General features: G+C 68.2%; 15 protein-coding genes. 5 read left to right on the top strand and 10 right to left on the bottom strand.

From position 1 onward, the window contains the following. Positions 1-193 precede the first annotated feature (193 nt). On the bottom strand, positions 194-2,332 hold the full coding sequence (locus VFQ05_02055; protein ID HET9325535.1) for a glycosyltransferase family 39 protein: 2,139 nt from the start codon (positions 2,330-2,332) through the stop codon (positions 194-196). A 170-nt stretch (positions 2,333-2,502) separates the two neighbouring features. Between VFQ05_02055 and mutM the strand changes: the two genes are divergently transcribed. Both mutM and VFQ05_02065 read left to right on the top strand, forming a co-directional pair. After that, the gene (mutM, locus tag VFQ05_02060) at positions 2,503-3,375 is read left to right on the top strand and encodes a bifunctional DNA-formamidopyrimidine glycosylase/DNA-(apurinic or apyrimidinic site) lyase (protein ID HET9325536.1); all 873 of its coding nucleotides are present in this window, start codon (positions 2,503-2,505) and stop codon (positions 3,373-3,375) included. 49 nt (positions 3,376-3,424) lie between these two features. Further along, positions 3,425-4,804, top strand: a complete 1,380-nt coding sequence (locus tag VFQ05_02065) for a DEAD/DEAH box helicase (GenBank protein ID HET9325537.1) — start codon at positions 3,425-3,427, stop codon at positions 4,802-4,804. Here VFQ05_02065 and VFQ05_02070 read toward each other — a convergent pair. From VFQ05_02070 to VFQ05_02080, 3 genes are all read right to left on the bottom strand, one after another. Continuing rightward, positions 4,801-6,000, bottom strand: a complete 1,200-nt coding sequence (locus VFQ05_02070; protein HET9325538.1) for an alanyl-tRNA editing protein — start codon at positions 5,998-6,000, stop codon at positions 4,801-4,803. The two genes, VFQ05_02065 and VFQ05_02070, sit on opposite strands and share 4 nt — an antisense overlap. A 19-nt stretch (positions 6,001-6,019) precedes the next feature. Further along, positions 6,020-7,096: a sigma-54 dependent transcriptional regulator gene (locus tag VFQ05_02075; GenBank protein HET9325539.1), complete on the bottom strand. Its 1,077-nt coding sequence runs from the start codon at positions 7,094-7,096 to the stop codon at positions 6,020-6,022. A gap of 74 nt (positions 7,097-7,170) precedes the next feature. Then, complete coding sequence (locus VFQ05_02080; protein HET9325540.1) at positions 7,171-8,115, bottom strand: hypothetical protein; 945 nt, start codon at positions 8,113-8,115, stop codon at positions 7,171-7,173. Between the two features lie 56 nt (positions 8,116-8,171). On the opposite strand from VFQ05_02080, the gene moaC reads away from it, so the two are divergent. Genes moaC through VFQ05_02095 form a run of 3 tightly spaced genes read left to right on the top strand, consistent with a single transcriptional unit; the run spans position 8,172 to position 11,957 of the window. Next, complete coding sequence (moaC, locus tag VFQ05_02085; protein HET9325541.1) at positions 8,172-8,654, top strand: cyclic pyranopterin monophosphate synthase MoaC; 483 nt, start codon at positions 8,172-8,174, stop codon at positions 8,652-8,654. Further along, entirely contained in the window at positions 8,632-9,882 is a 1,251-nt protein-coding gene (glp, locus tag VFQ05_02090) for a gephyrin-like molybdotransferase Glp (protein ID HET9325542.1), read from the top strand. The genes moaC and glp overlap by 23 nt, the downstream gene beginning before the upstream one ends. Further along, a complete protein-coding gene (locus tag VFQ05_02095) occupies positions 9,879-11,957 on the top strand; it encodes a tetratricopeptide repeat protein (GenBank protein HET9325543.1) in 2,079 nt (692 codons plus the stop codon). Before glp ends, VFQ05_02095 begins: the two co-directional genes overlap by 4 nt. A 14-nt stretch (positions 11,958-11,971) precedes the next feature. Here VFQ05_02095 and VFQ05_02100 read toward each other — a convergent pair whose 3' ends face one another. From VFQ05_02100 to nuoH, 6 genes are read right to left on the bottom strand one after another with little or no spacing between them, the layout of a single operon-like run. After that, positions 11,972-13,435 carry an NADH-quinone oxidoreductase subunit N gene (locus VFQ05_02100; GenBank protein HET9325544.1) on the bottom strand — a complete coding sequence of 488 codons (1,464 nt, stop codon included), beginning with the start codon at positions 13,433-13,435 and terminating at the stop codon, positions 11,972-11,974. Beyond that, on the bottom strand, positions 13,432-15,009 hold the full coding sequence (locus tag VFQ05_02105; protein HET9325545.1) for an NADH-quinone oxidoreductase subunit M: 1,578 nt from the start codon (positions 15,007-15,009) through the stop codon (positions 13,432-13,434). The genes VFQ05_02100 and VFQ05_02105 overlap by 4 nt, the downstream gene beginning before the upstream one ends. A gap of 4 nt (positions 15,010-15,013) precedes the next feature. Next, the gene (nuoL, locus tag VFQ05_02110) at positions 15,014-16,960 is read right to left on the bottom strand and encodes an NADH-quinone oxidoreductase subunit L (GenBank protein ID HET9325546.1); all 1,947 of its coding nucleotides are present in this window, start codon (positions 16,958-16,960) and stop codon (positions 15,014-15,016) included. After that, complete coding sequence (gene nuoK / locus VFQ05_02115; GenBank protein ID HET9325547.1) at positions 16,961-17,278, bottom strand: NADH-quinone oxidoreductase subunit NuoK; 318 nt, start codon at positions 17,276-17,278, stop codon at positions 16,961-16,963. Continuing rightward, positions 17,275-17,805, bottom strand: a complete 531-nt coding sequence (locus VFQ05_02120; protein ID HET9325548.1) for an NADH-quinone oxidoreductase subunit J — start codon at positions 17,803-17,805, stop codon at positions 17,275-17,277. Before VFQ05_02120 ends, nuoK begins: the two co-directional genes overlap by 4 nt. Then, positions 17,802-18,803, bottom strand: a complete 1,002-nt coding sequence (nuoH, locus tag VFQ05_02125; GenBank protein HET9325549.1) for an NADH-quinone oxidoreductase subunit NuoH — start codon at positions 18,801-18,803, stop codon at positions 17,802-17,804. The genes VFQ05_02120 and nuoH overlap by 4 nt, the downstream gene beginning before the upstream one ends. Positions 18,804-18,806: the final 3 nt, after the last annotated feature.

Below are 18,806 nucleotides of genomic sequence, written 5' to 3' on the forward strand. Positions count from 1 at the left end.
CTTGGCCAGGACGAGGAAACGACCGATCTTGCGACCGACCACGGCGCAACTCTCCGAGATGGGAGGCTGCAGATGACGGTCGGCCTGAAGACCGAGAACGCGACGCCGCCCACGAACGGATCGGGGGTGAATTCCAGGGCAGTGACGCTACTTCCGGCGTGCCGCGGGGTCAATATCCCTGGCGGGGCGGACCCTACAGCGGTCCCATGCGCCTCACGCGGGCCACGAGCGGGGCCTGGCGCTGGTGCGCCGGCGGGATACCAGCCGTTGGCCGGTCCTTCTCGAGCCGGGGCTCGCGCTCGATCCGCTGGATCTCGCTCCGAATGCTGCGAACACCCGAAGAGTCGGCCACGGCGCCGAGCAGCCGCGAGATTTCGTCCAGAGTCCGTACGTCCTCCGCCGCACGGGCGGCTGCGCGCCACAGGTGCATGGCCTCGACCGGATTGCCCGAAGCCAGCTCGATCCGTCCGAGTCCGATCTTGGCCGCGGGGTCCGACGGGTCGAGCTCGATCGCGCGCACGAAGGCAACCCGGGCTTCTTCGGCGCGCGAAAGGCGTCTCAGCGCTTCACCCCGGACCGCCCACGCCAGCGCGTGGCTTGGATCGGTCTCGGTGACACGGCTCGAGTGGTGGAGCGCGACGGTCCATTCCTTTCCCAGCAGAGCGTCGATCGCGAGCACGGCGAGATGAGACGCCGGTGTCCCCTCGCGCTGCACACGCTCGATCGCGCGCGCCAGGTGAACGGATCTCTGGAACTCGTTGGCGATCCAGTCGGGCGCGCGGCCGAAATCGGGTCCGATGCGGTAGAGGATCGCCGGCTTCTCGTCGCTGGAATGGATCACCGTCAGTCCGGGAATCGCGGCCGTCGGGTCGAGGAGATAGGCCAGCTCGGGCCGCATCTGAGTCTCGAACCACGAGAAGTAGATGTACTCCGCGCGCTGGCGCCGCGCGTAGTCGGCGAGCTCGCGCAGGCTGTGCACGCGGGGGAACGGCGCGACGGGATGGCCGGAGTAATAGCCGATGTGCCCCTTGCGTGCGATCACGGTGGAGCCTGACGCCGCGACTCGCTGAAGCGTCTGTCCAGCCGCGATCACCTCGCGCGGGGCTTCCCGGAGCAGCGCGAGCTGGGATTTCACGGCGGTGACGAGCGTGAGTCCAATGGCCGCGATCCCGATTCCGGCGACCGACCACCGCGCCGCTCCTGCGCTGCCCGCAAGCCTGAGCGCAGAGAGACCTGCAGCGGCGCTCGCGTAGAAGAGCACCATGGGCAGCGAGTAGCGTGTGCTGTGAAACGCCGCCAGCAACGAAACGAAGCAGAGGACGCCCGCGATCGCCAGAGGAAGCAGCCTTCGCTCGAGACGATGACGCCACAGCAGAGCGAGGCCGAGCAGGGCGGCGATCGCGGCCGGCCAGCCAAGCAGGTCTCGCGCGTCGCCGCGCAGGTGGACGGAAACCTGCCGCAGTCGATTCCACACGAAGGCCTTCGGGTCTCTCCCGATCACGGACCTCAAGCTGGGGATCGTCGCCGACGCATTTCCGAAATCACTCACGTCGTCCTGCACGTTCCAGTCGCCGTGATCATTTGCATAGAAGGCGTACCCGCGTACCAGCCCTTCGCCCGGGATCACTCCCTGCCCGACGGAGAAAGCTGCCCATGGCGCGACGACGAGCAGGAATCCCGCTGCGGAGGCCATCGCTCGTCTCACCCAGGATCCTGGCTCGTCACGCCGCCAGAGTTGGGCGACCACCAAGATGGGGACGAGATAGAGACTGCTGTAGCGCGTGAGCACGGCCGCGCCGGCCAGGGCGCCGGAGAGGAGCGGCGCCTGCCGCCCGCGGGCCCCCAGCGCCGTGAAGAGACAAACGGCCTGAAGGAAGACCGCGAGCATGTCGGTCGATGCGGCGGTGCCGTATCGGAGGAACGTGGGGTTGATCAGCACGAACGCCACGACCCAGAGGCCCGCAACCGGCCCGATCAGGCGAGTCAGCAGCGCGAACCAGAACGCCGCGGCCCCGGTCGCGGCCGCGACCGAGATCAGCTTGGCGCCGGTGAAGAAGTCCCGCGCCACGCCGCCGACCATCGCGAGAGCGACCTCGTAGCCGGGGCCCACGACGACGTAACGCCGGGCATCCCAAACGCCCTGCTGAATGCCCCGCGCGCCTTCGGCGTAGCCGCCGTAGAAGTCGCTTTCAGCCCCGTAGTCCCCGACGGTGTGGTGGAACAAGGAGAGCCAGGTGAGAACGAGGGCGAACAGGCCGATCGCCGTCCATCCGACGAGCGAGGCCTTGGAGAATGAGCGAGATGAGAGCGAGGTGCCGGGGGCGCGATTCATGCCTGGAGTGTTCGATCGTCCACGCCCGGCGCGTGTGGCATGAACCTTAGAGCCCGCGATGGACCGACCCAAGGCGCGCGGGACGAATGCGGAGTCGTGCGAGACGAATGCCCGATTTCGAGCGACGAAGCCGGGTGACGAGTTCCAGGCGGTGCCTGTAGGCTCGTCCGATGCCCGAGTTGCCAGAAGTGGAGACCGTTCGACGCAACCTGGAAGCCACGATCCTCAGGCGGACGATCACGAGCGCGCGTCTATCTGGAAAGAAGCTGCGCGATCCCATCTCCAGGCAACTCCCCCGCCGCATCCAGGGACGGCGGATTGAATCGGTCCACCGCCATGGGAAGTTCCTGCTGATCCACCTGGACCATGACCTGACGCTGATCTCGCACCTCGGGATGAGCGGCCGCTGGCTGTTCTTCGAGAGGGCCACGAGCTCGCTGCCTCATGTCCACGTGGTCGTCACCTTTCGGGATGGCTCCGAGCTGTGGTTCCAGGATCCGCGCCGCTTCGGATTGATTCGGCTGACTCCGACCTCGCGCTTGTCGCGGGACCCGGCTCTGATGGATCTGGGTCCGGACCCGGTGGCCACTCCGCTGCGCGGCGACTGGCTGTTCGAGCGGTCTCGCGGCGCGCGCGCTCCGATCAAGAGCTACCTGCTCGACCAGAAGCGCATCGCCGGGATCGGCAACATCTACGCGAGCGAGATCCTTCATCGAGCCGGCGTGAGCCCGCGCCGCCAGGCCGGCTCTTTGACTGCTCGCGAGTGGGACGCGGTCGCGGCCGAGACCTCGCGTGTTCTGGGCGAGGCCATCGACCGTATGGGGACGACGTTCAGCATGTACCGCACGCTGTGGAACGAACCGGGCACGTACGGAGACCAATTGCTCGTCTACGACCGGGCCGGCGAGCCCTGCCGCCGATGCGGCGGCGTCATCCGGCGCATCGTGCAGGGACAGCGCTCCACCTTCTATTGTCCCCGCTGCCAGAGCGTTCGCCGTCGTCGTCCCGCTTTATCCATTGCCCGCGGCCAGTCCGGCGCTTAATCTACCGGGCTCGATACGTCATTCACTGGTCACCGGGCGAGCCCGATCCATGCCGACTGATTCCGATCTTCGAAATTCCGTGCCGTTCGCGACCCTGGGGATCCCCCCGGTGTTGCTCAAAGGCGTGAGAGCCGCCGGCTTCGGCGAGCCCACTCCGCTCCAGCGCAAGGCCATCCCGATCATTCTCAAGGGCAACGACCTGATCGGCGTGGCGCAGTCCGGAACCGGCAAGACCGCCTCGTACCTCCTCCCCACGCTCACGCGTCTGCTCGAGGGTCCGCGTCGCCTGCGCGCCTTGGTCCTGGTTCCGACCCGCGAGCTGGCGACGCAGGTGGAGACGACCGCGAGGCTGTTCAGCCGGTTCACCGATCTGCGCGTCGCGGCGGTGTTCCCCGGGGTGCCGATGGCGCCGCAGGAGCGCGTGGTGCGCGAGGAAGGTGTCGGGCTCCTCATCGCCACGCCGATCCGCCTGCTCGAGCTTCACAGCCGCCAGGCGCTCAACTTCGAGGATGTCGAGATCCTGGTGCTCGACGAAGCCGACCGCATGGTCGACACCGGACTCGCCACGGATCTGCGTCGCATTCTCAAGGCGCTGCCCGAGACCCGCCAGACCCTGCTCTACTGCGCCACGCTTCCGCCCGAGCTCAACCGGCTCGCGAAGGAAGCGCTGGTCGAGCCGCTGCGCGTCGATCTCGCGCCGCCGAGCAAGCCGGCCGCGGGCATCCTGCAGGCGGTCTACCCGGTTCCGCGCGCGCTCAAGGCGGATCTCTTGAACGAGATCCTCACCCGCAACGAAGCGCGCAGCGTGATCGTTTACGCCAACACCCGCCACGCGGCGGACCAGCTCGCGCGCCAGCTCCAGAAGCGCGGCCACACGGTGGCGTCACTGCACGACAGCGACAATCAGATGCAGCGCGAGCGCGCGGTGAACGACCTGAAGCGCGGGCGCATCCACATCCTGGTCGCGACCGACGTGGCTTCGCGCGGCATCGGCATGGACGGGATTTCCCATGTCGTCAACTTCGACGTTCCGAGCCGACCGGAGGATTACCTCCACCGTATCGGGCACTCCACGCATGCCCACGCCGGCGGCGACGCGTTCACGCTGATGAGCCCGGAGGAGGGCATGCACGTCGCGGCCATCGAGCGCTATCTCGGACGCACCGTGCCGCGCGTGCTGCTGCCGGACTTCGACTACCGGATGAAGCCCACCGAGATCAAGCAGGTGGTCGGCTACCCCAATCGTGATCTCTCGATGCCCGTCAAGCCGCAGCACAAACCGGCGAGCAAGCCCGCCCCGAAGCCCGCGGCCAAGCCCGCCGCGAAGTCGGCCACGCGTCCCGGGAAGGCGAGCCGGCCATTGCGCCCGGGAACCCGAACGCGTCTCAAGCCGGCCCCGAAGCGCAAAGAGACCGCGAAGCGCCGCTAGAGGCTGCTGCCGATCTTCTCCACCGCCCACCGCCATGCGGCTTCGGCGCGCTGGGCATCGGCGGCCGAGGCCTGCACGAGGTCGGGGCTCCCGCCTCCCTTGCCGCCCGTGCGCTCGAGCAGATCGGGGACCATCGTCTTGAGATCGAGCGCCAGTGTCTTGGCTCGGCCGATCACCACCACCGGCTCGGGTGACCCGGCGGCAATCGCCACCCACGGCGCACCGGCCTCGAGGCACTTGATCGCGAATCGCCGCGCTTCCTCGCGCGTCCGCCGCTCCGCGAAGTCGGTCACTGGACGCGCGGGATCTCCGACTCGGTCCCGCGCCTCGGTGAGCAGCAGGCGCTCGGAGAGCTCGTCGAGCCGCTTGCGCAACTCGTCCCGCTCCGCAGCGGCCTTCTCGAGATGCGCCAGCAGCTCACGGTCCTTGAGCGTTCGCCGCTTAGCGCCTTCGACCAGCGCCTCGGTGCGCCACGCGTGATCCTCGAGCGCGCGCGCGCCGCAGACGAAATCGAACCGCAGGTTGCCGCGCACCTTCTCCCACCGCAGGACCTTGATGACCCCGACCTCGCCGGTGCGCCGCGTGTGAGTGCCTCCGCACGCCGATACGTCCCAGTCCGGAATCTCGACGATGCGGATGCGCCCACCGCTTCCCCGGCGCTCGGCCGGCGGAGGCTTGCGCAGCGAGAACCGCGCGAGGTCTCTCTCCTCCACCCAGTGCCGCTCGATCGGCCGGTCTTCCCACACGATGCGGTTGGCTGCGGCCTCGATCTCACCGACCCTCGGCCAGCCGATCTCGCCGAGCTCGACCTCGATGCTGCTGCGCTCCTCGCCCAGATGGGACGAGATGGTGGCCGCGCGGGCGGCACGCTCGAAGGCCGCGGACAGGATGTGCTGTCCGGTGTGCTGCTGCATGGAGTCGAAACGGCGGGTCCAGTCCACTTCGGCGGCCAGCGCGTCACCGCTCGGCTCCGCGTCGACCACGTGCCACACCCGGCCTTCGTCGTCGGCCTGGACGTCCACCACCCTCGAGCCGCCGAGGATGCCGCGGTCTGCGAGCTGCCCGCCGCTCTCTGGATAGAAGTAGGTGGATTGCAGCTCGACTGCGGGCCGGCCCTGATGCTCGCCGTGCCGCGCTGTGCTGGCCGTGAAATGCGTGGTGTACGAGTCGTCGTAGTAGAGGCGCTCGGAAGCCATGCGATGGATGTCGAGACGGCTACGTGGGACGGCGCTGGAGCCCGTACTGCCGGAGCTTGCGCCACAGCGTGGTGCGTGAAATGCCGAGCTGCTTCGCGGCGCTGGTCGCGTTCCCCTTGTGGAGCGTGAGCACGCGGCGGATGTGCTCCTTCTCGACGTCGGCGAGTGACCATGCATCACGGTTCTCCGAAAGCGCGGCGCTCGGATGGCCGACATCGCGGACCGTGCTGCCTCCCGCGGCCGATCCGGGCTCTCCGTGAGTCGGCAGCATGCGCGGCGTGCGCAGCGCGGTCGGCAGATCGGCGGGGCGGATGAGGCGGCCTTCGGAGAGGGCGACGGCGTGCTCGATGGCGTTCTCGAGCTCACGCACATTGCCGGGATAATCGTAGCGCTCCACGATCTCCATGGCCTCGGGCGAGAATTGGAGCCCGTTCCGGTCCATGCGCTCCGCGATGCGGGTGAGGAAATACGAGGCGAGCAGCCCGATGTCCTCACGCCGGTCGCGAAGCGGAGGCAGCTCGATCTGAACGACGTTGAGCCGGTAGTAGAGGTCCTCGCGGAAACGGCCTTCATCCACCAGCGCGCGCAGGTTCCGGTGCGTCGCCGCCACCACCCGGAGATCGACGAGGCGCGTGACGTTGTCCCCGAGCCGGCGGACCTCGTTGCTCTCGAGAGTGCGCAGGAGCTTGACCTGCGCCTGCACCGGCATGTCGGCGATCTCGTCCAGGAACAAGGTGCCGCCATCGGCCTCCTCGACCAGCCCGGCGCGCTCGACGGCGGCCCCGGTGAAGGCGCCCCGGGCATAGCCGAACAGCTCGCTCTCGACCAGCCCGTCCGGAATCGCCCCCACGTTCACCGGGACGAAAGGGCCCCGGGCACGGCGCGACTGGACGTGGATCGAGCGGGCGATCAGCTCCTTGCCGGTCCCGCTCTCCCCGAGGAGCAGCACGGTGCTGTCCGTGGGGGCCACCCGGGAGACCAGGCGCAGGATGCGCTGCATCCGGGGGCTGGCTCCGACGATGTCCTTGTAGAGGGAATCGGACGGAATGCCGCCCTTGGCGGACTTACGAACCGGGCGCAGCGTGGAAATCGACATCGTAGGGGACCTTCCGACGGGACTGTTTCAACGTGCCACGACCCATCCACAGGGTCAAGACAAAGACCCCGGCGCTATCTCGAGGCGCCGTTCGGCCCCCCTGCAGGCTTCTCGGGAAGGCTCGCGACCGGCTCGGCAGGACCGGGCTTGCTGGCCTGCCCCTCGACCTTGGCGTAGAGGGGGCCCACCTCGATCATGGGCGTATCGATCTCGACGAGGCGCAGGTAGAAGAAGGTCCACGCATACTGAATGATCGGCGTGGCGCCGATGACCATCAGCCAGAAGAGCGAAACCTGGGCGGCGTCGTTCATCGACGGGATCAGGACCCCGAGGATGGCGATCACCATCGCGAGCGCGAGCACGAGCGCCCCGGAGGCGGCGACCAGCTCGAACCAGCGCTCGAAGTGGCCTTTCATCATGTGAAAGGAGCGCTGAAAGGCGCCTGCCAGATCGTGCTCGTCCAGCACCACCGACTCGGTGGCCACACCGAGCCTGAAGCCGAGGAACAGGGTCGGCACCAGCAGCGAAAGCGCGACCGCGAGCTGAAGGAAATTGTGCGAGAGGTCCTGAAAGAAGTCCTCGGGACTGAGGCGCAGGTACGCGGTGGGCAGGAAGGTGCAATAGGCGGCGAGGCCGAGCACCACGTTGCGCACCCCCTCCGTGGTCAGCAGCCATGGGATGCGCCGGAGGCCGCGCGCGTAGCACTCGCCGGCCGGAGCGGGCCGCGCCGAGGCCGGCCGGTTGAACACCGAGCGCGCGCGAAAGCGCAGCATCGCGCCGATCACGAGCAGCGTGATGAAGTCTCCGAGCAGCGCGAGGCTGCCGATCGCCAGCACCGGCGAGAGATCGTCGACGGTGTCGAGCGGAGGCAGCAACGCGAGCGCGATCGCCCACGGCGCACGCATCAGCACGGGAAGGACCAGCGAGTGGAGCGGGTCGCGGCGAACGGCGAGGTCGAAGGCGAGAGCGATTGCCCTGCGGGTCGAGATGGGCGGGCTGCGGTGGGCTCGGTCTGGCATGGCAAGTGTTTGTCCTGTTTGACACTAGGAAGCGCGCCTCCCTACTGTCAAGCGCCATGCGGCGCAAGCTCAGTCACCTCGATGCCGCGGGGCGCGTTCGGATGGTCGACGTGAGCCGCAAGTCCATCACGCGTCGCCGCGCCATCGCGCGGGGCCGGGTGTTCATGCAGGCCGCCACGCTTCGCCTCCTGGTGAAAGGCGGGCACCCCAAGGGCGACGCGCTCGCCACCGCCCACGTGGCCGGCGTCATGGCCGCCAAACGGGCGAGCGAGCTGATCCCGCTGGCCCATCCCCTCCCGCTCGACGGGATCGACCTCTCGTTCGCTCCCGACCCGGCGACGTCGTCGGTCGGGATCGAGGCGCGGGTCTCGACCCGGGCGCGCACCGGCGTCGAGATGGAAGCGCTCACCGCGGTCTCGGTCGCCGCGCTCGCGCTCTACGACATGCTCAAGTCGGCGGATCGCACCATGGTGATCGGCGACATCGCGTTGTGGGAGAAGCGCGGAGGCAGGAGCGGTGTCTACCGTCGCCGCCCCTGAAGCGATCGGCTACGCGGAAGCGCGCGAGCGCGTGCTGGCGGCCGCGGCCCCGTTGCCTCCTGAACCGGTTCCGCTGAGTGGCGTGCGCGGACGCGCACTGCGCCAGGACGTTCGCGCGAGCCACGACCTTCCCTCCTTCCGCAACGCCTCCATGGACGGGATCGCCGTGCGCTCGGGCGACACCGAGCGGGCTTCGGCCGCGGCGCCACTCGCGCTGCGGGTCGTCGGCGAGATCTCCGCGGGGACCGCGCCGGCTCGCGCGCTCCGCGAGGGCGAGTGCATGTGGATCATGACCGGCGCCATGGTGCCGGAGGGCGCCGACGCGGTGGTTCCGGTCGAGGAGCTCGCGAGGTCCGAATCCGATTCCGAGGTGCTCCTGCCCGTCCGCGCGACGCCGGGCCAGAACCTTCGCGACGCCGGCGCGGATGCCCGGTCCGGAGAGATCGTCCTGTCCGCGGGCCGCGAGCTCTCCGCCCACGATCTCGCCGTGCTGGCTTCCTTTGCCGTGGCGCGGCCCATGGTCGGAAGGTCGCCACGCGTGGTCGCGTTGTCGACCGGCGATGAGCTGCTGGACCTGGACGAGCCGCCTCGGGAGGGCGCGATTCGCGACACCAACCTCCCGATGCTGGTCGCACTCCTCGAAGAGGCGGGCGCCACGCTGGCTGCGGCGAGCCGGCTCCCCGATGACGTGGAGGCGGTGGCGAGCGGCATCGCGGGCGGTTTCGTGACCGGCGACGTCGTGATCACGCTCGGCGGAGTCTCGGCCGGCCGCCACGACCCGGTGAAAGTCGCGCTCGCGCGCTTCGGAGGCATTGCCCGATGGCGCGTCGCCATGAAGCCTGGGCGCCCGCAGGCGTTCGGTGCGCACGACGGGCGGCTCTTCTTCGGGCTTCCGGGGAATCCCGCGTCGGTGGCGTGCGTGTTCGAGGTCCTGGTTCGCCCCGCGCTGCGGAAGCTTCAGGGCTTCTCGGTGCTCGACCGGCCACGACTCGAGGTCGAGGCGGCGCATCGCATCGAGTCGCGCCGTGGTCGCACCGACTTCGTGCGAGTCACGCTCGAGCGTCGCGGCGACTCATGGGTGGCGAAAGAGGCGGGAGCGCAGATCTCGGGTCATGTCCTTCCGCAATCCCGCGCGCACGCGCTGCTCGTGGTGCCGGAGGCGCGCGAGCGCATCGACGCCGGAGGGACCGCCGAGGCGATACTCCTTCGCTGGCCCGATCAGGGATGAAGCGCGGGACCGAGCGCCGATCGCCGAAGCGAAAGCCCCCGCAGTCCTCGCCGGGTCGCGTCACTCCACCGCCGGACCGGATGCGCACGGCGCCCCTCCCGCTCGGTCATCCCGCCTGGCTCCTGGCCTTGGCTGCCGCGGCGACCGCCGTGCTCGTCTCGGTGACCTTCGTCATCTACGAGAAGGACTTCTGGCAGCACGTCGCCGTCGGCCGCGCGCTGTGGCGCCTCGGCCACGTGCCGGACACGCAGATCTGGACCTGGCCCACGTACGGCGAGCCGGCGATGACGCCTTCCTGGGGCTTTCGCCTCCTGATCTGGCCGGTGTGGCAGGCCGGCGGGGTCTTGGGCCTCTACGGCTGGCGCTGGCTGACCACGCTCCTGGTGTTCGGACTGGCCTTCGTCACCGCGCGGCGCATGGGCGCGCGGGGCATGGCGCCGGTGATCGTCCTCGTGCTGTGCGCGCTCACCTATCGGCAGCGCTCCCAGATCCGCCCCGAGACGCTGGCTTCGGTATGGCTCGCGTGCACCATCGCTCTGCTCGAGTGGCGGCGCGTGTGCTTCAGCGCGGAGCGGTTGCGCGCGCTTCAGGCCTGGCGCGATCCGGCGCTCCTGCTGGCGCCGCTCCTCTGGGTGTGGATCAACACCCACCTTTCCTATCCGCTCGGCTTCGTGGTCGCGCTCGCCTACGTGGTCGATGCGCAGCGCACGCGGCGACCGGGCTCGCTCGCGCTGTGGCGCGCCATCGCGCTGGCCACGCTCGTCATCTTCCTCAATCCCTACGGAGTCGCCTCCGTGCTCGAGCCCTTCCGCTTCTTCACCGGACAGCGTGACGAGCCCATCTTTCGCATCATCCCCGAGCTGCTGCCGCTCGACCTCGGCCGCAATCTCACCAACCTCCTCCCGCTCGTCCTCTTCGGATGGCCGGCGCTCCAGATTGCGCGCCTCGTCCGGCGGCGAGGAGACCTCGCCGAAGGCATTCTCGCGGTGTTCTTCATCGCGCTGGCCTTCAGCTCGCAGCGCTTCCTCGCCTTCGCCATGGTGGTGGCCGCGCCGTTCATGGCCCGGGACCTCGACGCCTGGCTCGCGCCGCGCCGCCTGCCGGGCGCGCTCGCCTCGCCCACGCTGCGCGCGGTGCTCACCGCCGCTCTTTGCCTCGCGCTGGGTCTGGCCGACTGGCGCCGGCCCGAGTTCCCGATCGGCATCGGCCTCAGGAACGTCGAATACCCGATCGCGGCCTGCGATTTCATCGCGCGCGAAGGTGTGCGCGGGAGGAGCTTCAACCACTTCTACCTCGGCGGCTACCTGCTCGAGCGGTTCTGGCCGGACCGCGCGCGGCTGCCTTTCATGGACATCCATCAGACCGGCGCGCGCGAGGACCGCGACCTCTACGCCTTCGCGATGAACGACCTCGCCGCCTGGCGCGAGCTGGACCGCCGTCATCGCTTCGAGTGGGTGCTGCTCCGGCGCACGGCCTATGCGGGCGATCTCATCGTCGAGCACCTGGACGCCGACACGTCGTTCGCGCTGGTCTTCATGGACGACGCCGCCGCGCTGTGGGTGCGCAAGGCCGGCGCGCTGTCGGCGCTGGCCGCGCGCTTCGCCTATCGCGAGCTGTCCGCCGGCACCGCGCGGCTCGCGGCGCTCGGCGCGGCCGCGACCAGCGATTCCACGCGGCGTGCTTCCATCGTGGCCGAGCTCGAGCGTGAAGCCGCGGGCTCTCCCTATCACGCGCAGGCCCTCGGCCGGCTGGGCAGTCTGGATCTGGCGGTGGGCGACCTCGCGGCCGCCGAGAAGCACCTGCGCGGCGCACTCGCCTCCGATCCCTTCGCGCCGCGTGCGCACGAGCGGCTCGGACTGGTGGCGCTGGCGCTCGGACGGCCGAAGGAAGCGCTCGAGCACTTCGAGCTCGAGCGGCGCAATGGCCCATTCCCTCGCGAACAGCTCGCGTTGGGACGGGCCTGGCAGGCCCTCGGCGATCGCGAGCGGGCCCGGACCCACTATCGCCGCGAGCTGGAGCAGGACCCGGGGAACGCCGAGGCGAGCGACTCGCTCGCGGCGCTCGATCGCCGCTAGGTTTCCTGAACCAATCAGAGCATTCCGAGGACGCTCTTCTGCGCCTGGACGAGCAAGCCCTGAGCCTGCACACCCCACCACAAGGTGAGCGCCAGCGCGATCAGGACCCCGACGGCGGCCGGCACGGTCCACGACACCGGCACCGGCTCTCCGCGTGGCTCCTGCATGTACATCGCCACCGTGACGCGCAGGTAGTAGAAGACGGAGACCACCGAGTTCACGACGCCGACGATCACGAGCGGGATGAGATCGGCTTTCACCGCGACGCTGAACAGGTAGAGCTTGCCCATGAAGCCCGCCGTCGGAGGGATTCCGCCGAGCGAGATCATGAAGATCGCCATCGCCAGGCCCAGCATCGGTTGCCGGAAGCCGAGTCCCGCGAGATCGGAGATCAGCACGCGCTCATCGGCCCCCCGGCCCATCAGGGCCAGCACTCCGAAAGCTCCGAGGTTCATGAGCGAGTAGACCGCCAGATAGAAGAGCGCCGCCGACGCGCCGTCGCGCCCGCCGGCGACGAGCGCGATGAGCACGTATCCGGCGTGAGCGATGCTGGAATAGGCCAGCATGCGCTTGAGGTTGTTCTGGAGGAGCGCGGTCACGTTGCCCACGGTCATGGTCAGGATGGCGAGCCAGGTGAGGATGGGCTTCCAGTCGGTCTGCAGATCGGCCAGGGCCAGGAGCACCACGCGCAGCAACGCGGCGAAGCCGGCGGCCTTGGCGCCCACCGACATGTAGCCGGTCACCGTGGTCGGCGCGCCTTCGTACGCGTCGGGCGTCCACATGTGGAAGGGCACCAGCGCCACTTTGAAGGCGAAGCCCACGAGCAGCAGCAGCGAGCCGGCGACGAGCAAGGGATTGGAGAGCAGCGGCGAGCCCGCGAGGAAGGCCGCCATGCGGCCCAGGTTCGTGGTCCCGGTCGCGCCGTAGAGCAGTGCGATGCCGTAGAGCAGGAAGCCGCTGGCGAAGGCGCCGAGCAGGAAATACTTCATCGCGGCTTCGTTCGAATCCAAACGGTTCCGCTGGAAGCCCACCAGCACGTAGAGCGCGAGCGACATCAGCTCGAGGCCGAGGAAGATGGTGATGAGATCGTTCGACGCCGACATGATGATCATGCCCAGGGTCGACGAAAGCAGCAGGGCGTAGTACTCGGACTGGTTGATGCGCATTCGCTTGACGTAGTCCCACGACAGGAGCACCGCGATCGCGGCGATACCCAGGAACATCAGGGTGAAGAACACCGTGAATCCGTCATGGATGAGCATTCCGTCGAACAGCGCCCGCTTGGCGTCGCGCACGCGGAACACGGCGTAGGCGGCCGCGCCCAAGACGAGGAGCGACAGCACGGCCGAGCGGCTCGAGTCCGGCTTGGCGGGAATGAACTCGAGCAGGAGCAGAAGCAGCACGCCGACGGAGAGCGCGATCACCGCGCCCATCGCCCACCAGTCCACGTTCAGGAACACCGGAGGCTCGAGGATCATCGTCCGGATCCTTCCTTCTGGACGGGCGGCTGAAGCAGGGGCGCAACGTCCGGAAGCTGGTTGGCGGCGCTCATCTTGCCGCTGGCGACAGCTCGCGCGCGCATCAGCGCGAGCGTGCGCTCGAGCGCGGGCTGGGTGCGGTCGATGAACGGCTGCGGCGCGACCCCCATCCAGAAGATCAGGATCAGGATCGGCGCGAACACCAGCCGCTCGCGCCACGAGAGGTCCTTGAGGTTCTCGTTCTCCGCGTGGGTCACGGGTCCGAACACGACGCGCTGGAACATCCACAGCATGTAGACCGCGGACAGGATCACGCCGACCGCGGCCAGCGCAGCCCACCACGGGTTGGTGCGGAAGGCGCCGAGCAGGACCAGGAACTCACCCACGAACCCGTTGGTGCCGGGCAGGCCGATCGACGAGAGCATCACCACCAGGAAGACCGTGGCGAACACCGGCAGCGGCTTCCACAGTCCGCCGAAGTCCGAGATCAGGCGCGTATGCCGGCGCTCGTAGATGACGCCGACCAGGAGGAACAAAGCGCCCGTCGAGACCCCGTGGTTCAGCATCTGCAGCAGCGAGCCGGTCAGTCCCTGCGTGTTCATGGCGAAGAGTCCCAGCATGCAGAACCCGAGATGGCTCACCGAGGAGTAGGCCACGAGCTTCTTGAGATCGGGCTGCACCATGGCCACCAGCGCGCCGTACCAGATGCCGATGATCGAGAGCCCGATGATCCACGGCGTCAGCTCGACCGAGGCGATCGGGAACAGCGGCATCGCGAAGCGCACGAAGCCGTAGGTGCCCATCTTGAGCAGCACGGCGGCGAGGATCACCGATCCCGCGGTGGGCGCCTCGACGTGCGCGTCGGGCAGCCATGTGTGGAACGGGAACATCGGCACCTTGATCGCGAACGCCACCGCGAAGGCGAGGAACAGCCAGGTCTGCACGACCGGCGCGATCGGCATCTGGTAGAAGGCGTCGAGCGCGAAGCTCGGCACGCCGCTGAACGAGCGCTGGAGGAAGTAGAGCCACAGGATCGCCACCAGCATCAGGACGCTGCCGGCCATGGTGTAGAGGAAGAACTTGATCGCGGCGTACACGCGACGCGGGCCGCCCCAGACTCCGATCAGGAGGTACATGGGCACCAGCATCGCTTCCCAGAAGACGTAGAAGAGCAACACGTCGGTGGCCAGGAAGGTCCCGAGCATCCCGGCTTCGAGCGCCAGCACGCACGCGTAGAACTCGCGGGCCCGCTTCTCGACCGCGGAGTAGGCGCCGACGACGGCGATCGCGGTGAGCACGACGGTCAGCAGGACCAGCAGCACCGACACGCCGTCGACGCCCAGCGAATAGCGAGCCCCGAACGCGGGCAGCCAGCTCGTCGACTCGGCGAACTGCCACCCCGGCAGGCGGGGATCGAGGCGCCACCACAGCGGCAGCGCGATCGCGAACTCGGCGAGCGCGACCAGGGTGGCCCAGGTGCGGATCAGGCCTTCGCGGCGCGCCGGCAGGAGCACGATGACGGCCGCCCCCACGAGCGGGAAGAAGACGATGGTGGAGAGCCAGGGCAGCGTCATCGGATCAGCGCCTCAGGAAGTGGAGCACGAGCGCGGCGGCGCCGATCGCGATGAACAGCGCGTAGGTGCCGACGAATCCCGTCTGGGCGAGCCGCAGGACCGCCGAAGCTCCCTCGAAGACGTACGCGACCCCGTTCACGGCGCCGTCGACCACCTTCACGTCCCAGAACCGCCAGAGTTGTTCGCTGGCACGGTGGACCGGAGCGACCACGACGCGGTCGTACAGCTCGTCGACCCAGTACTTGTTGAGGAGCAGGCGGTGGAGCGCTGACAACCGCTGCTGCAGCCGGGTGGCCAGGCCAGGATCCTCCAGATACGCGCGGAACGCGAGTGCGATGCCGGCGCCGGCGACCGCGACGGACAACCCCATCAGGGCGATCTCCACCGTCGGGCTCACCGCGTGCTCGGCAGCGCCGTGCGCCGCGTCGCCCAGAGCGTGGGCCACCGGGTCGGGTGCGAAGACCGGGGCCAGCCAGCGCTCGAGCAGATGGCCGCCCTTCTGGAAGGGCAGTCCGACCCAGCCACCGATGACGGACAGCACCGCGAGCACGACCAGCGGAATCGTCATGCTGGGCGGCGATTCGTGGAGATGGTGCTCCGCGTCGTGCGTGAGCCGTGACGGCCCGCGGAAGGCGAGCACGTACAGCCGGAACATGTAGAACGCGGTGAGGAAGGCGCCCAGGAGCCCCACCGCCCACACCCCGTAGTGGCCGCTCGCGAACGCGTGATGGAGGATCTCGTCCTTGCTGAAGAAGCCCGCGAACGGCGGAATCCCGGCGATCGCGATCGTGGCCACCAGCATGGTGCCGTGCGTCCAGGGCAGCCTCGGGGCCAGGCCTCCCATGCGGCGCAGGTCCTGCTCGTCCGAGAGCGCATGGATCACCGAGCCCGCGCCGAGGAACAGCAGCGCCTTGAAGAAGGCGTGCGTCATGAGGTGGAAGATCCCCGAGCTGAAGCCCCCGACACCGCAGGCGAAGAACATGTACCCGAGCTGGCTCACGGTCGAGTAAGCGAGCACGCGCTTGATGTCGGTCTGGGCGAGGCCGATGGTCGCGGCGAGCAGCGCCGTGGCCGCGCCGATCACGGCCACCACCTCCATGGAGATCGGCGCCATCTGGAACAGCGAGTGACAGCGGGCCACCATGTAGACGCCGGCGGTTACCATGGTCGCGGCATGAATCAGCGCCGACACCGGCGTGGGCCCTTCCATGGCGTCGGGGAGCCAGGTGTAGAGCGGAATCTGGGCGCTCTTCCCGGTGGCGCCGAGGAACAGCAGCAAGGTGGCGGTGGTGATGATCGCGCCTCCGGCGGCGAAGACGTGCGGCGCGATCGCGAACAGGCGGTCGAACTGGATGCTGCCTCCCCATGCGAACAGCGTGAGCATGCCGAGAAGGAATCCGAAGTCGCCGATGCGGTTGACGATGAACGCCTTCTTGCCTGCTTCGGCCGCCGAGGGCTTCGTGTACCAGAACCCGATGAGCAGGTACGAGCAGAGCCCGACGCCTTCCCAGCCGACGAACATGAGCAGGAAGTTGTCGGCGAGCACGAGCGTGAGCATCGAGAACATGAAGAGATTGAGGTACAGGAAGAAGCGGCGGAACGAGGCGTCGTGCGCCATGTAACCCACCGAGTAGACATGGATCAGGAATCCCACTCCGGTCACGACCAGCACCATGACCGCGGAGAGCGGGTCGAGCAGGAACCCCACGTCGGCCGAGAAGTCCCCGACCTGCATCCAGCGGTAGGCCAGCTCGCTGATCGCGCGATCGTCCTCGGGCCGCCCTGCCAGCAGCATGACGGCTCGAACCGCGGCCAGGAACGCGAGCCACACCGCGCCGCAACCGAGCCACGCGGTGCCGCGCTTGCCGAGCTTGTCGCCGATCAGGAGGTTCAGGAGCACGGCCGCGAGCGGCAGCGCCGGGATGATCCACAGGACGGGGAAAGCGCTCATCTATCCCTTGAGCAGATTGATCTCATCGACGTACACCGTCTCCTTGAGCCGGAACACGTTGACGATGATGGCCAGTCCGATCGCCACTTCCGCGGCGGCGACGGTCATGACGAAGAACACGAACACCTGGCCGTCCAGCGACTGGAGATCGCGGGCGAAGGCCACGAACGCCAGGTTCGCGGCGTTGAGCATGAGCTCGATGGACATGAAGATGACCAGCGCGTTGCGCCGCACCAGCACGCCCACCACGCCGATCGTGAACAGCACGGCGCTGAGGATCAGAAACCAGGACACCGGGACGGTGGCCGGCAGGCTCATGGCGTCGTTCCTTCCTGGCGCGTGACAGGCGCCGCGCGGCCGCGGCCGATCAGCACCGCTCCGAGAATGGCCACGATCAGCAGGATCGACGTGATCTCGAACGGGAAGAGATAGCGCGAGTACAGGAGCTGGCCAATCGCCGCCGTGTTGCCCACCGCCTCGGTGGGCTCGGGCACCGTGGCGCCCATCGCCCAGCGCTTGCCGAAGTAGATCGCGCCTTCCAGGAGGAGCAGCGCCCCGATCCCCCAGCCCACGAAGCGGCGCAGGACGTGCGGCATTCCGTCCTCCACGTCGCGCTTGAGATTGAGGTACATGATCACGAACAGGAACAGCACCATGATCGCTCCGGCGTACACGATGACCTGCACCATGGCGAGGAACTCGGCCTGGAGGAGCAGGTAGATGCCGGCCAGCGAGCAGAACGCGAGCACGAGGAACAGCGCGCTGGTGACCGGGCTCTTGTGCAGGATCACCATCAGGCTGCAGCCGACCAGCAGGGCCGCGAAGGCCAGGAAGAGCAGAGTCATGCGTTCTGCCGCCAGAAGATCACCAGCGCGGTGACCAGGATGTTGAGGATGGACACCGGCAGCAGGACCTTCCATCCCAGGTTCATGAGCTGGTCGTAGCGCAGCCTCGGATAGGTCCACCGCACCCAGATGAAGAAGAACACCAGCACCCCGAGCTTGGCGAAGAACCACAGGAACTTGAGCGAGTCGGGCAGCCACGGCCCGTTCCAGCCGCCAAGGAACAAGGTCGTGGCGATACAGCAGATGGAGAGCACGTTGGCGAACTCGCCGAGGAAGAACAGGCCGAATTTCATGCTCGAGTACTCGGTGTGGAACCCGGCGACCAGCTCGGCCTCGGCTTCGGGAAGATCGAAAGGCGCGCGGTTGGTCTCGGCCAGCGCGGTGATCATGAAGATCGCGAAGGCCACCGGCTGATAGACCACGAACCACATCGACTCCTGCGACTTCACGATGTCGACCAGCGAGAGCGATCCGGAGAGCAGCAGCACGCCGATCGTCGAGAGGCCCATCGCCAGCTCGTAGGAGATCATCTGAGCCGACGAGCGCAGCCCTCCGAGCAGCGCGTACTTGTTGTTCGAGGACCACCCGCCGAGCGTGATCGAGTAGACGCCGAGGCTGGACAGAGCGAGGAACAGCAACAGTCCGACGTTGATGTCGGTGACCCGGAACGCGTCGGTCGGGCCGAACGGGACCACCGAGAAGGTGACCAGCGCCGGGATCACCGCCAGCATGGGCGCGATATGGAAGATGACCTTGTTGGCGCCGTCGGGAATGAACTCTTCCTTGAAGAAGAGCTTCAGCACGTCGGCGACGGGCTGGAACAGCCCGAGCGGACCCACGCGATTGGGGCCGGTGCGCGCCTGCATGTGGCCTGCGACCTTTCGCTCGGCGTAGATGAGGTACGAGACCACGCCGAGCATGGCGTGGAGGATGACCAGGATCTTGACCAGCGCCCAGAAGACGAACTGGAAGTCGGGATGACTCCAGAGTGCGGCCAGATC

Source organism: Candidatus Eisenbacteria bacterium (assembly GCA_035712145.1).
Classification (GTDB): domain Bacteria; phylum Eisenbacteria; class RBG-16-71-46; order RBG-16-71-46; family RBG-16-71-46; genus DASTBI01.